Source organism: Actinomyces culturomici (genome assembly GCF_900499005.1).
Classification (GTDB): Bacteria; Actinomycetota; Actinomycetes; order Actinomycetales; family Actinomycetaceae; genus Pauljensenia; species Pauljensenia culturomici.
This window is the reverse complement of the sequence record NZ_LS991316.1, coordinates 294,113-308,261: the sequence shown is the minus strand read 5'-3', so window position 1 is coordinate 308,261 and position 14,149 is coordinate 294,113. Positions and strand designations below refer to the sequence as shown.

General features: G+C 72.2%; 11 protein-coding genes and 1 tRNA gene. 1 reads left to right on the top strand and 11 read right to left on the bottom strand.

What is annotated here, in order from left to right; translation table 11 throughout:
• Positions 1-39: 39 nt before the first annotated feature.
• Both DY157_RS01335 and nhaA read right to left on the bottom strand, forming a co-directional pair.
• Positions 40-972 carry a Bax inhibitor-1/YccA family protein gene (locus DY157_RS01335; RefSeq protein ID WP_115726884.1) on the bottom strand — a complete coding sequence of 311 codons (933 nt, stop codon included), beginning with the start codon at positions 970-972 and terminating at the stop codon, positions 40-42.
• 130 nt (positions 973-1,102) lie between these two features.
• Positions 1,103-2,392 (bottom strand): Na+/H+ antiporter NhaA, encoded by a 1,290-nt coding sequence (nhaA, locus tag DY157_RS01330; RefSeq protein WP_115726883.1) that lies wholly within the window; start codon positions 2,390-2,392, stop codon positions 1,103-1,105.
• 80 nt (positions 2,393-2,472) lie between these two features.
• Between nhaA and DY157_RS01325 the strand changes: the two genes are divergently transcribed.
• Positions 2,473-2,546, top strand: a tRNA-Leu gene (locus DY157_RS01325).
• Positions 2,547-2,665: 119 nt separating this feature from the next.
• On the opposite strand, the gene DY157_RS01320 is transcribed toward DY157_RS01325, so the two are convergent.
• From DY157_RS01320 to galK, 9 genes are all read right to left on the bottom strand, one after another.
• A complete protein-coding gene (locus tag DY157_RS01320; protein ID WP_115726882.1) occupies positions 2,666-3,634 on the bottom strand; it encodes a Ppx/GppA phosphatase family protein in 969 nt (322 codons plus the stop codon).
• 94 nt (positions 3,635-3,728) lie between these two features.
• A complete protein-coding gene (locus DY157_RS01315) occupies positions 3,729-4,262 on the bottom strand; it encodes a DUF501 domain-containing protein (RefSeq protein WP_115726881.1) in 534 nt (177 codons plus the stop codon).
• Positions 4,263-4,360: 98 nt separating this feature from the next.
• Complete coding sequence (locus DY157_RS01310) at positions 4,361-5,269, bottom strand: septum formation initiator family protein (protein WP_160159389.1); 909 nt, start codon at positions 5,267-5,269, stop codon at positions 4,361-4,363.
• Positions 5,270-5,472: 203 nt separating this feature from the next.
• On the bottom strand, positions 5,473-6,753 hold the full coding sequence (gene eno / locus DY157_RS01305) for a phosphopyruvate hydratase (protein WP_175578447.1): 1,281 nt from the start codon (positions 6,751-6,753) through the stop codon (positions 5,473-5,475).
• A 188-nt stretch (positions 6,754-6,941) separates the two neighbouring features.
• Entirely contained in the window at positions 6,942-7,550 is a 609-nt protein-coding gene (locus DY157_RS01300; protein ID WP_160159388.1) for a hypothetical protein, read from the bottom strand.
• 171 nt (positions 7,551-7,721) lie between these two features.
• On the bottom strand, positions 7,722-11,354 hold the full coding sequence (mfd, locus tag DY157_RS01295) for a transcription-repair coupling factor (protein ID WP_115726877.1): 3,633 nt from the start codon (positions 11,352-11,354) through the stop codon (positions 7,722-7,724).
• Between the two features lie 3 nt (positions 11,355-11,357).
• The gene (pth, locus tag DY157_RS01290) at positions 11,358-11,969 is read right to left on the bottom strand and encodes an aminoacyl-tRNA hydrolase (RefSeq protein WP_115726876.1); all 612 of its coding nucleotides are present in this window, start codon (positions 11,967-11,969) and stop codon (positions 11,358-11,360) included.
• Positions 11,966-12,880 (bottom strand): SGNH/GDSL hydrolase family protein, encoded by a 915-nt coding sequence (locus DY157_RS01285; protein WP_115727865.1) that lies wholly within the window; start codon positions 12,878-12,880, stop codon positions 11,966-11,968. Before DY157_RS01285 ends, pth begins: the two co-directional genes overlap by 4 nt.
• A 24-nt stretch (positions 12,881-12,904) precedes the next feature.
• Positions 12,905-14,149: a galactokinase gene (galK, locus tag DY157_RS01280; protein ID WP_115726875.1), complete on the bottom strand. Its 1,245-nt coding sequence runs from the start codon at positions 14,147-14,149 to the stop codon at positions 12,905-12,907.

The window sequence follows — 14,149 nt, the reverse complement described above, 5'->3', positions numbered from 1 at the left end:
CGGGCTGCCGCCCGATGGGTCGGCCGCCCGCGCGAAGCGTCAGTTATCGCGGAAGGCGGCGATGAGTCGGAGGATCTCGAGGTACATCCACACGACCGTCACGAGGATGCCGAAGGCGCACGCCCACGAGTAGATCACGGGCACTCCCCGCTCGACGCCGATCTTCGCATGATCGAAGTCCTGGATGAGGCAGGCGGCGCCGACGAGGACCGCGAGGAACCCGACGACGATGCCGAGCGGGAAGCCCATCACGGTGATCGAGTCGAGACCGCCGGACGAGAGGACGCCGGTGAGGGTGAGGACCCACGAGAGCAGGCGGTAGACGAGGATGCCGACGAGGGCGATGAGCGTGAAGCGCATGAGCTTCGACGAGTTGCGGATGCGCCCGGAGGCGAAGAGAGCGAGTGTCACGCCGAAGACGGCGGCGGTCGCGACGAGCGCCTGGACGACGATCCCGGGGTACATGAGTTCGAAGACGGCGCTGATGGCGCCGAGTGCGAGCCCCTCGAAGGCGGCGTACGCGAGGACGAGGGCGGGGCGGATCGTCTTCGAGAAGGAGTTCACCATCGCGAGGATGAATCCAACGAGCGCGCCGATTCCGGAAAGGGCGATGCCGAGGCCGGGGTTGGCGGCGGTCGTCATCCAGGAGACGACGGCGCCGACGAGGAGGACGATAAGGGAGATCCCCGTCTTCATGATGACGTCGTCGTAGGTCATCGCTCCGCGATCGACGGCGTCGGCGGCGGGGCCCGCGTAGGCCTCCTCCATCCGCTGCGTCGAGTACTGGTCGTACTGCGGGAGCGTCTGGGCGCTCTGCGCGGCGCTCGCCGCCTGCGCCCCGTAGGGGAAGCGGGCGTCGGTCGCCGCGGACCCGGCGCCGGGCGTGTAGCCGGGCATCGTCGGGTATCCGGCGGGCGTGCGCGACTCCTTCGCCCACTGGGTCTCGAGCTTGTCGAAGACTGGGTTGGACACTGCGGCCTCCTCGGGTCTGATGTCGAACGGGTCCATTCTCCCACGGGGCGCAGCGCCCCACCCGGCGGGATTTCGGCCTTCGGCGAAGCGGCGGGGCGGGCGCCGTCCGCGCCGTTGACGGCGCGCGCGTTCAGCGCATCTTCTTCGTCTTCTTCGTCTTCGTCGTCGCATGCGCCGCATCGCCGCGCACGCGCACCTTGAGTCTCGCGCGCAGCGCGAGGGCGCCGAGAACGGCCGCGGCGAAGGTCCCGAGGATGACGCCGAATCGCGCATGGAACACGGCGATCTCATCGGTGAAGGCGAGGCCGCCGATGAGCATCGCGACGGTGAAGCCGATGCCCGCGAGGAGTCCCATCGCCGCGACGTCGGGGAGGTCGACGCCGTGACCGAGGCGCAGGCGGGTCCAGCGCGTGAGGGCGGCGACCGAGCCCCAGATGCCGAGGAGCTTGCCGAGCGGGAGGGCGAGGGCTACGCCGATCGTCACCGGGTCCGCGAGCGCTCCGAGGATCCCGCCCTCGGCCCCGAGGACGGGGACTCCGGCGGCGAAGAACGCGAAGACCGGGAGGGCGAAACCCGCCGCCCACGGGCCGACCGCCTCGGCGAAGTCGTGCGTCATCTGCCCGGCGCGGCTCCGCTTCGCCGGGACGACGAGGCCGAGGGCGACGCCCGCGATCGTCGCGTGGACGCCGGAGTTCGCCATGAGCGCCCAGGCGACGACTCCGACGGGGATGAGGATCCAGGGGCTCCGTACGCCCCTGTTCGTGAGGAGGGCGAAGACGCCGATGACGGCGAGCGCGCCCGCGAGTGCGAGGACGTCGATGCCGCTCGAGAAGAAGACCGCGATGACGATGATCGCGAGGAGGTCGTCGACGACGGCGAGCGTGAGGAGGAAGGTCCGCGCCGCGGGGGGAAGGCCCCGGCCGAAGATCGAAAGAATCGCTACGGCGAACGCGATGTCGGTCGCGGTCGGCACCGCCCATCCGTCCCAGGCGTCGGATCCGAACGCGAGTTGGACGCCCGTGTAGACGAGGACGGGTCCGATCATGCCGAACGCGGCGGCGATCATCGGGAGCGCGGCCTCGCGCAGGTCGCGCAGGGCGCCGGTGACGAACTCGGTCTTGAGCTCGAGCCCGACGACGAAGAAGAAGATCGTGAGGAGTCCGTCGGCGGCCCACTCGTGGACGGTGAGGTCGAGGCCGAGGGCGGACGGCCCGAAGTGGGCGTGGGAGAGCTCTTCGTAGGCGTGCGCGAGCGGCGAGTTCGAGACGAGGAGGGCGACGAGCGCGATGCCGATGACGAGGAGCCCCGCCTTCACCTCGTCGGAGAGGAATTCGAGGATCGCGTCGCGGGCGCGCGCGGGCGCCGAGCGCGTCGGGCGGTGGTGCGGCCTGGGGGTCCCGTGGGTGTGCGCGGGGCTCATGGGGTCGTGTCCTTCCATCGATGCGGTCGGACCAGTCTACCGGGACCGATACGATGGCACCCTGTGGGATTCGTCCCCGAGCCCCCGTAGCCCAATCGGCAGAGGCGGCCGACTTAAAATCGGTTCAGTGTCGGTTCGAACCCGACCGGGGGCACCGCCGCTCCCCCTCCCCGCCGAGAGCATTACCTTCGCGCGCCGAAAGCATTACCTTCGCGCGTCGAGGGGATGCGGGCGCGCGACCTCGCGACCCAACACACCCGATCTTGCGCGATATCAGGCGATCGACATCGCAATGCCGTCGAGGATGTCGTGCTCGGAGGTGAGGACCTCGTCGATCGCCGTCCCGCGAGTCGCCGCGCGGTCGTGGACGCGATGGACGATGCGGCTCCAGATGAGCGCCCCCGCGGCGATGACGTCCTCGCGCCCGGCGGGCATGAATCCGAGCGCCGCCTTCACCGGTACCGGCTGGTCGACCATGAACCTCACGGCCTCGTCGATGACGGGCAGGGGCAGGCGGGCGCCGTGGATGCGCTCGGGCTGGTAGCTCGTAAGGCCGAGCGCCTGAGCGGTGAGCGTCGTAACGGTGCCGGCGACGCCGACGAGGGTGGCGACGCGATCGAGGTCGACGACCCGTTCGGCGTCGTCGAGCCGCTCGTCGATCCAGGCGATGGCGCGCGCCTCCACCTCGGCGGGGATGCCGGCGTCCGGCGGGCAATCCGCGAAGAACTTCTCGGTGACGCGGACGGCGCCCATGTCGATGGAGATCGCCTGGCGGACCGATCGATCGCCGAGGACGAGCTCGGTCGAACCGCCGCCGATGTCGACGACGAGCATCGGAGCGGGAACCGTCCCGCCGAGTCCGGAGACGGCGCCGGAGAAGGAGAGCGCGGCCTCCTCGGTCCCCTCAACGACCTCGGGCTCGATCCCGAGGACCGAACGGACGGCGTCGACGAACTCGTCGCGGTTCTCCGCGTCCCTCGAGGCGGAAGTCGCGACGAAGCGGACGGCGGTCGCGCCGAGCCGGCGGATCATCCGCTCGTACTCGACGACGGCGTCGACGGTGCGGTCGATGGCGGCCGGATCGAGGCGCCCCGTGCGGTCGACCCCCTGACCGAGGCGGACGATCCGCATCTGACGGGTGAGGTCGGTGAGGCTCGCCCGCCCGTCGGCGCCGGTCTCGGCGTCGGCGACGAGGAGTCGGATGGAGTTCGTTCCGCAGTCGATGGCAGCTACTCGAGTCACCCGACGATTCTCCCACAGGCGCGCGCGCCCGCCCCGGGACGCACCGCCCGGCGAGGGCGGGGAATGTCTCAGGACCGCAGGGCGATTCGGAGGGTCAGCAGGTGCAGCGGTCCGGGCTCCAGAGGCCGCGCTCGGCCATGACGGCGAGGGCGCGGTCCCCGATCGGGTTGACGCCGGGCCCGGCGGCGAGGGCATGGCCGACGAGGGCGTGGAGGCACTTGACGCGGGTCGGCATGCCGCCGGCCGAGACCCCCGCGATCTCGGGGACCTCGCCGAGCGCGCCGCGCCTCGCGATGTAGTCGCGGTGGGCGGCGGCGTAGGCGGCGGCGACCTCCTCGTCGGACGCGAGGAGGTCGTTGAACTCCTCCATGAGGTGCTCGGCCTCGAGGGTCGAGCATGCCTTCACGATCGGCGGGCACGTGAGGTAGAAGGTCGTCGGGAAGGGGCTCCCGTCCTCGAGCCGCGGCGCCGTCTCAACGACGGTCGGCCGCCCGCAGACGCAGCGCGCGGCGATTCCGACGACTCCGCGCGGGAGGCGGTCGAGCTGCTCGCGCAGGACCTCGAGATCGGCCTCGGTCGCGACGCGGGGGTCGAGGGCGGGGTCGGCGCGCTCTGTGGGGGTGGTCACTTCGAGTACTCCTTGTTCGGGGCGGTCGCGACTGTCGAGGCGGCCTGGGACGGGGATCGGCGGCGGGGCGGGCGCGTCATGCGTCGCCTCCGGCGAGGTCACTCGCTCCCCGACTGGGAGGCGCCGGACTGGGCGCCCGATTGCGCGCCGGTGGTCGTCTCCGCCTGATCGGCCTCGGTGAGGAGGATACCGACGACCTGGACCCAGGGGCGAGCCGGCCCCTTGTCGGCGGCGGCCGCGACCTGCGCCTGGTCCTGGTAGTCCTTCCCGGGGTCGACGACGGTGTACTGGGTCTCCCCCGGCTTCACGTACCCGAGGCGCTCGCGCGCCTGGGAGGCGATGTACTCGGGGTCGTTCCAGAGGGCGAGCTCCTCCTCCATCTGCGCGTTGCGCTCCTTGGCGGCCGCGACGCGCGCGGTGATGTCGCGGAGGTCCTGTTCCTGGCGCCACCAGTCGTAGAGGTTGGGGACGAGGAGCGCGGCGAGGACTCCGGCGAGGAGGGCGATCGAGAGGAAGCGCATCGAGATCTCGAGGCCGCCGAAGGTGAAGGAACGGCCCTCGCGGATCCGCTGGGCGCGCCGCTGCTCGCGCGCCTCGTCGCGCTCGCGGTCCTTCTTCAGGCGCTCGTTCGTCGGGCGCGGCCCGTTCGCGGGGCGCGCCCGCCCCGACCTCGTCGAGGACGCGCGTCCGCGCAGCTCCCTCGCGCGTTCGAGGCGCTCGGCGGCGGTGGCGGTCCGATCGGACTCGGGGCCCGAGTGGTCGCGGGGCTTCTTCGGAGCCTTGGCGGATCGCGCGGCGGCCGGGGAGTCGGAGGCGCGCCCGCCCGACCGGGACGACGAGGGCGTCGCGGCCGAGCCGGAGCGCGGCCCATCGGCGGCGTCGTCCGCATTCGGACGTCCCTGGCCCGCCCCGCGCCCGCGAGGGCGCGCGCCGCTCCGCCCGGGTCCGCCGGAGCGGTCGGGCCTGCGGGGCGCATGGGGGCGCCCGGAACGGGAGGAACGAGCCATGGTCCCATCGTGCCCCAGTCCTCCCGCTTCGTCGCGTCCGGGGCGCGGCGAGCCGGGCGCGGCGCCTGTGAGCAATCCCCCGCGCATCGATCGACGAGGACGGAGGCCGCGCCGAGGAGGACGGGGAACGGCCGGAGCCCCGGACCGAATGGTCCGGGGCTCCGGGAGCGTCAGCGCGACGAGGGGTTCATCCCCTCCGCGACTCAGAAGGAGGCGCGGGGGAAGGAGGAACGGCCGGCGTACACGGCGGAATCGCCGAGCTCCTCCTCGATGCGGAGGAGCTGGTTGTACTTGGCGACGCGCTCGGAACGGGCCGGGGCGCCGGTCTTGATCTGGCCGGAGTTGGTCGCGACGGCGAGGTCGGCGATCGTGGTGTCCTCGGTCTCGCCGGAGCGGTGCGAGGTCATCGAGCGGTAGCCGTTGCGGTGCGCTTCCTCGACCGCGTCGAGCGTCTCGGTGAGCGAGCCGATCTGGTTGACCTTGACGAGGAGGGCGTTCGCGGCGCCGAGCTCGATGCCCTTGCGGAGGCGCGCCGGGTTGGTGACGAAGAGGTCGTCGCCGACGAGCTGGACGCGGCCGCCGATCTCGGCGGTGAGGGACTTCCAGGCGTCCCACTCGTCCTCGGAGAGCGGATCCTCGATGGAGACGAGCGGGTAGTCCGAGATGAGCTTCTCGTAGTAGGAGACCATGTAGTCGGTCGAGCGGCCCTCGCCCTCGAACTGGTAGAGGCCGTCCTTGAAGAACTCCGAGGAGGCGACGTCGAGCGCGAGCGCGACGTCCTGGCCGGGCTTGAAGCCGGCCTTCTCGATGGCCTCGATGATGAGGTCGAGCGCGGCGGCGTTCGACTCGAGGTTCGGGGCGAAGCCGCCCTCGTCGCCGAGGCCGGTGGAAAGGCCGCGGTCCTTGATGACGGACTTCAGCGTGTGGTAGACCTCGGCGCCCCAGCGGAGGGCGTCGCGGAAGGTCGGCGCGCCGAGGGGGGCGATCATGAACTCCTGGATGTCGACGTTGGTGTCCGCGTGGGAGCCGCCGTTGAGGATGTTCATCATCGGGACGGGGAGAACGTGAGCGTTCGGCCCGCCGAGGTAGTGGTAGAGCGGGAGGCCGGCCGAGTCGGCGGCGGCGCGGGCGACGGCGAGGGAGACGCCGAGGATGGCGTTCGCGCCGAGGCGGCCCTTGTTGTCGGTGCCGTCGAGGTCGAGCATGGCCTCGTCGATGTGACGCTGGTCGGCGGCGTCCTCGTCGATGAGCTCGGGGGCGATGACGTCGGTGACGGCGTCGACGGCGTCCTGAACGCCCTTGCCCAGGTAGCGGCTCTTGTCGCCGTCACGGCGCTCGACGGCCTCGAAGGCGCCGGTGGAGGCGCCGGAGGGAACGGAGGCGCGCGAAAGGGTGCCGTCCTCGAGCAGGACCTCGACCTCGACGGTCGGGTTACCGCGCGAGTCGAGGATCTCGCGAGCTCCAATTGCCTCAATCCTTGCCACGTCATTCTCCAATCGATCAATTTCGTGGACTGCAGGTCGACTCCCACGATAGTGCGTCGCGGGGCGCTCGGCCTACCTCTGAATCGGATTCCCCGCCGCGCGGGGCGGGCGCGCGCATCCGACCGCTCGGACGCCGCGACGATGGTCCCGCGAGGGGCGCCGCGGCGCGGAGGGATCGGTCACACGCCTCAGTTGCCGGACTGGCCGGACTCCGAGGATCCGGACTGGCCGGAGTCGGTCGCCCCGGACTGCTGCGCGGCGAGGGTCGTCGCGTCGACGACGTCGCCGAACATCGGGAGGACGGTCGTGCCGGTCGCGGTGACGGTGCCGTAGCGGGGGTTGACGTCGACGACCTGGTCGGCGGAGATCTTCTTGAACTCGTCGCCCGCGGCGGAGATCTGGTCCTGGTCGAGGGAGTTGAGCTCCGAGGAGATCACCGTGTACCGGAGGATCTCGGTCATGACGGTGCCGAGGCCGTCGGCGGGCTTCTTCACCTTGCCGGCGGTGACGAGCTGGTCGAGGTACGACTGCACGTCGGCGTCGGACGCCTTGAGCCCGAGGTCGTTCGCGAGCTCGGTGAACTTGAGGGCGTCGGGGAGCATGCGGACGACCGTCGACCGGTCGAGGGTGGTGCCGGTGAGCGCCGCGTAGTCCTGGACGCCCTCGGTGATCTGCGCTTCGGAGTACTTGACGCCGTTGACGCTGAGCGCGGTGCCGGGCTGGGCGGTGCAGGCCCCGAGTCCCAGGGCGGCGACGGATGCTGCGGCGACCATCGCCGCTGACTTCACACTGAACACGTAGGTCCTCCCTCACGGTGGCCCCTGTGGGCCGCCGCCAGTGTAGACCGGCCGCATGTGAATGCGCTGACCCCCGCCGATGCGCGGGAGGGTCCTCCTCCCCCGGCTCGGTGAGAGCGCGGCTCCGGCCTCGTGATGTTGGGAATCGACGAGGCCGGGGCGGGGCGCCGGTCAGGAGGAGAAGGGGACGAGGATCTTCGTGACGAGCGCTTCCACCCACTCGAGGAGCGCCTCGTCGGCGAGGGGGACCCCGCCGACGCGGGAGGTCAGCGGCACGGGGACGAGGACCTGGCGGACGGCCGCCTTGATGACCGTGCCCGGGTGGAGGCGCTTGAGGCGGAGGATCTGCGAGTCGCGGAGTTCGACGGGTCCGAGGCGCAGGTACTTCCCCTGGGTGACGACCTCCTCGACGCCGGCGGCGCGGAGGATCTGGCGCAGGCGGGCGATCGCGAAGAGGAGGTCGACTTCGCGCGGGATCGGCCCGTAGCGGTCGACGAGCTCGTCGCGGACGTCGGACTCCTGCTCGGGGGCGGTGAGGGCCGCGATCTTGCCGTAGACCTCGAGGCGCAGGCGCTCGCCGGGGACGTAGTCCTCGGGGATGTGGGCGTCGACGGCGAGGTCGAGGCGCAGGTCGGACTTCTCCGCGGGCGCCTCGCCGCGGTAGGCGGCGACGGCGTCGGCGACCATGCGGACGTAGAGGTCGAATCCGACGCCCTCGACGTGGCCGGACTGGGCGCCGCCGAGGAGGTTGCCGGCGCCGCGGATCTCGAGGTCCTTCTGCGCGACGGCGAGGCCCGCCCCGAGGTCCGTGTTCGCCGCGATCGTCTTGAGGCGCTCGTGCGCGGTCTCGGTGAGGGTCTTGTCGCCCGGGTAGAAGAAGTACGCGTAGGCCCGCTCGCGCCCGCGCCCGACGCGACCGCGGAGCTGGTGGAGCTGGGAGAGCCCGAAGACGTCGGCCCGGTCGACGATGAGGGTGTTCGCGTTCGAGATGTCGAGGCCCGTCTCGACGATCGTCGTGCAGACGAGGACGTCGAACTCGTGGTTCCAGAAGTCGACGATCACCTCTTCGAGCTGGTGCTCGGAGAGCTTCCCGTGGGCGACGCGGATGCGCGCCTCTGGGACGAGCTCCTGGATGTGGGAGGCAACCGAGGCGATGGAGTCGACGCGGTTGTGAACGAAGAAGACCTGGCCGTCGCGCAGGAGCTCCCTGCGGATCGCGGCGCTCACCTGGGCGTCCGTGTAGGCGCCGACGAAGGTGAGGACGGGCTGGCGCTCCTCGGGCGGGGTCTGGAGGATCGACATCTCACGGATGCCGGAGACCGCCATCTCGAGGGTCCTCGGAATCGGTGTCGCCGACATCGAAAGGACGTCGACGTCGGTGCGCAGGGCCTTGAGGGTCTCCTTGTGCTCGACGCCGAAGCGCTGCTCCTCGTCGATGACGACGAGGCCGAGGCTCTTGAAGGCGATCGTCCCGGTGAGGAGCGAGTGCGTGCCGATGACGAGGTCGACCTTCCCGGAGGCGAGGCCGGCCTTCACCTCCTCCGCCTCCTTCGGCGTGGAGAAGCGCGAGAGGGAGGCGATCGTCACGGGGAATCCGGCGTAGCGCTCGGTGAAGGTCTCGACGTGCTGCTGGACGAGGAGCGTCGTCGGCACGAGGACCGCGACCTGCTTGCCGTCCTGGATCGCCTTGAAGGCGGCGCGCACGGCGATCTCGGTCTTGCCGTAGCCGACGTCGCCGGTGAGGAGGCGGTCCATGGGGATGGGCTTCTCCATGTCGGCCTTCACCTCGTCGATGGTGACGAGCTGGTCGGGGGTCTCGACGTAGGGGAAGGCGTCCTCGAGCTCGCGCTGCCAGGGGGTGTCCGGGCCGAAGGCGTGGCCCTTCGTCGCCTGCCGGGCGGCGTAGAGGCGGATGAGCTCCTTCGCGATCTCGTTGACGGCCTTCTTCGCGCGGGCCTTCGTCTTCGCCCAGTCGGCGCCGCCCATCTTCGTCAGCGCCGGCTGGTCGGAGCCGGTGTACTTCGAGATCTGGTCGAGCGAGTCCGTGGGGACGTAGAGGCGGTCGCCGGGCTGGCCGCGCTTCGAGGGCGCGTACTCGAGGACGAGGTAGTCACGGGTGACGGCCGCGTCCCCGCGCCCCATGGTCCGCGAGACGAGCTCGATGAAACGGCCGATGCCGTGCTGGTCGTGGACGATGTAGTCGCCCGGGTGGAGGGAGAGCGGGTCGACGCCCTTCTTGCGGCGGGAGGGCATGCGCCGCATGTCGCGGGTGCTCGTCCCGGCCCGCCCCGTGAGGTCCGATTCGGTGAGGATCGCGAGGCGCAGCTCGGGGGCGACGAAACCGGATCCCGCCTGGGCCGTCGTCACGACGACGGAGCCCTTCTCCGGTGCGGCAGGCACGTCGTCGGCGAGGACGGCGGGAACGCCCGCCTCGGTGAGGATCGTCCGGATGCGGCGGGCGGGACCGGGCCCCTCGGTGGTGACGACGAGCGTCCACCCGCGCTTCGCGAGATCGCCGAGGTCGGCGCACGCGGCCGCGAAGTCGCCGCGGTAGGGGCGCACCTCGCGCGCGCCCATCCGCATGAGCGAGGGCGAAGCGACGAGCGCGCGGACCTCCCCGGCGGGGAGCGGTTCGCCCGCCGCGTCGAGCGGCGCATCCTCGCCCGTCGATCCGGCGCGGGCCTCGTCCTCGGCGATCGCGTCGGCGAGCGCGGCCGGCGGCAGGGCGGTGAGCTCCCACCACGGGCGCCCGACCTCACCCCAGAGGTCGTCGAGATCGAGGAAGGAGGCCTCGGAGGCCTCGAGCGGGACCTCCGCGCCCCCGGCGGCCGCCGACCACGCGGCGGTGAGGAACTCCTGCGTCGTCGCGATGAGGTCGGCCGCCCGCGCGCGGATCCGCTCGGGATCGGACGCGAGGATCGGCGAGGACGCGGGCAGGAGGTCGAGGAGGCGGTCCATGCCGGGCGCGAGCACCGGGGCGAGGGACTCGATGCCGGGCGCGGGGATCCCCTCGGAGGCGAGGGAAAGCATCTCGGCGGCGCCGGGCAGATCCGCGACGAGTTCACGGGCTCGCACGCGGACGGCGCGGGTGAGGAGGAGCTCGCGGCACGCGGTCGCCCACAGCCCGTCCTCGAGGACGCCGAGGGTGCGCTGGTCGGAGACGGAGAAGGCGCGGATCTCGTCGACCTCGTCGCCCCACAGCTCGACGCGGACCGGGTGGGCCTCCTGGGGCGGGAAGACGTCGAGGATCCCGCCGCGCACCGACATCTGGCCGCGGCCCTCGACCATGTCGACGCGCTGGTATCCGAGCTCGCCGAGCCGGGTCGTGAGATCGGGCAGGTCGACGCGGTCGCCGACGCGGACGCGGACGGGCTCGAGGTCGCCGAGCCCGCGGATCACCGGCTGGAGGAAGGCGCGGATCGGGACGACGAGGACCTTGAGGGGGCCGGCGTGCGGGTCTCCGGGAACCGGGTGGGCGAGGCGGCGCAGGACGGCGATGCGCCGCGCCATCGTGTCGACCTGCGGGGAGAGGCGCTCGTGCGGGAGCGTCTCCCACGCGGGGAGCATCTCGACGGCGTCGGTCCACGAGCGCAGCGCCCAGGTGAGCCGCTCGGCCTCGCGGCCGGTCGCCGTGAGGACGACGAGCGGATGCACGGCCGCGGATTCGGACAGCGCGGCGATCGCCGGCGGGCGGGCACCGGCCGGAAGGACGAGAACGGCGTCGCGCCCCGAGGCGAGGGCGCCGCTGGCGCGGTCGAGCGCCTCATCGGAGGCGATGAGGTCGGTGAGGCCGGTGAGGAGCACGGATCAGTTCCCGGAATTACGCGAGTGGAGGGCCTGCTGGGTCTCCGAGAAGCCCTTCGTCACGATGTCCTCGACGACGTCGGCGGCCTCCTCGAAGGTGACGTCCCAGTCGACCCGCTCCTTCGCGCCGATGCGCGCGAGGACGTAGTCGGCCGGGTCCTGGCGCCCCGGCGGGCGGCCGATGCCGATGCGGAGCCGGTGGTAGTCCTTCGTGCCGAGGACCTGGGAGATCGACTTGAGACCGTTGTGCCCTCCCTCGCCGCCGCCCCGCTTGAGGCGCAGCTCGTGCGCGGGCAGGTCGAGGTCGTCGTGAACGACGAGGAGGCGGTCGGCGCCGATCCCGAGGAAGCTCATGAGGCGCCCGACGGGCCCGCCCGAGGTGTTCATGTACGAGTCGGAGACCGCGAGGACGACCTTCGGACCCGGCGCTCCCCCGGGAAGGATCCCGAGGCGGACGTCCGCGACGTGCGTGCCGGAGCGGTGCCCCGTCCACGAGGCGCGGGCGCGGCCCGCGAGGACGTCGAGGGTGAGGTGGCCGACGTTGTGCCGGGTGGAGGCGTACTCCGCGCCGGGGTTGCCGAGGCCGACGACGAGCCAGGGGGAATCGGGGATCATGCCCCCGATTCTGCCACCCGCGTCGAGAGCATGCCCCATCGGGGCGCGGCCGCAGCGTCGGCGCGCGGCAGGCCCTCGGCGTCCGTGTAGGCGTCGAGGAAGAGCTGCGCCCAGATCGCGTAGGCGGCCGAATTCGGGTGGAACATGTCGGCCGCGTGGTAGTCGAGCGCGTAGGTCCGCAGCGAGTAGGCGACCGTCAATCCGCGCAGGTCGACGATGGTTCGACCGCGCCTGACGGCCTCCTCGACGAGCCGGTTCGACATGTCGGCGGCCCGGGTCTCCTGCGTCATCGGGGCGAAGGAGGGGATCGAGGAGACGAGCGTCGGCGCGGGGAGCGCGTCGAGGATCCGCCCGATCCGCGCGGCGAAGTCCTCGGGCGGGATCGCGGGATTCATCACGTCGTTCCCGCCGATCGACAGGGTGACGAGGTCGGGGCGCAGGCGCCCGCCGAGGAGGCCGAGGCCGCGCAGCTGCGGGATCTCGGCGAGTTCCACCGTCTCGGCGGTCCCGCCCGACACGGAGACGTTGACGAGGGCGACCTCGCGCCCGGTCGCCCGCGCGATCGCCGACGCGAGGCGCGCGGGATACGACTCCTCGACCCGATCGGCGCCGATCCCCTGAACCGAGGAGTCCCCGAGAGCGAGGAGGAGGAAGGGACGATCCGAGGCGAGCGCCCCGGCCTCGTCGATCGTCCCCTCGACGCCGACGGCGGGATCTGCCCCGGAGCCGACGGAGACGGGGTTCAGGCGCGCGAGCGTCGCGAGGGCGTGATCCTCCCAGGCCCGCCGGTAGGCGCCGCGCTGGCGGTCGAGGGCGAGGAGCCGGCGCGCTCCGACGCCGAGGGCTCCCGCGATCCCGAGCGCGCCGGTCGCGCCGAGGGCCCGCGCGAGTCGGCCCTTCGGACCTCCCATCGAGCGCACTCCCCGCCGCTCCGGTCAGATCTCCCGGCCGGCGGGCGCGCCCGCGGTCGCGATCATGAAGTGCGGCTGCGCGTACTCGGCCGCCGCGTAGGCGTCGGCGACGGCGACGGCGATCCGTTCGGCGTCCCCGGCGTCGACGAGGGCGATCGCGCTCCCGCCGAATCCGCCGCCGGTCATGCGGGCGCCGTGGGAGCCCGCGGCGCGCGCCGCATCGACCGCGAGGTCGAGTTCGGGGCAGGAGACCTCGTAGTCGTCGCGCAGCGAGTCGTGCGAGTCGTCGAGGAGGGCGCCCGCGACGGCGAGGCGCTCGCCGACGAGCGGACCGGCCTTGAGGGTGTCGATGAAGGCGCGGGTGCGCGCGACCTCGGAGAGGACGTGGCGGGTGCGCATGCGAAGGCGCTCGCTCGGCAGGGCCGCGGTCGCCGCCTCGAGGTCGGTCGCCTCGGCGAGGAGATCGACGCCGAGAATCCGCGCGGCCTCCTCGCAGTCGGCGCGCCGGGCGGCGTACTGCCCGTCGTTGAGGGAGTGCTTGGCGCGGGTGTCGATGACGAGGAGCGCGAGCGAGTCGGCGGCGAGGTCGAAGGGGATCTGCGCGGTCGACATGTCGCGGCAATCGAGCTCGAGGGCGCAGCCCCGCGCGCACCGCAGGGAGGCCGTCTGATCGAGCCCGCCCGTGGCGGCGCCGGCGATCTCGTTCTCGGCGGCGCGGCACGCGTCGACGAGGATCTTGCGCCCCTCGTCGTTCGGGTCCTCGGCGGTGCCGGCGAGTCCGAGACCGAAGAGGTCGTCGAGGGCGACGGCCATCGAGCACTCGAGGGCGGCCGAGGAGGAGAGCCCGCCGCCACGCGGAACGCAGTTCCACAGGGCGACGTCGAATCCGCGCACGGGCCCGTAGCCGGCCCGCTCGAGCGCCCAGGCGACGCCGACGAGGTAGGCGGCCCAGGTCGCCACCTCGCCCTCGCTCCCCCGCGGCGCGATCGTGTCGAGGTCGACGACGTCGACGGCGTCGGTCGTCTGCGGGGAGACGAGACGGACGATCCGGTCCTCGCGCGGGCGGACCGCGACGTAGGCGCGGTGCGGGAGGGCGATCGGCAGGCAGGGACCGCCGTTGTAGTCGACGTGCTCTCCGATGACGTTGACGCGGCCGGGCGCGGACCACACGCCGGTCGGCTCGCCGCCGAAGATCCGCGTGAAGAGCTCCTTCGCGTTGGCGACGCCCTCGTCGACGCTCGCCGCGATATTCCAGACGATCTCCGTCAT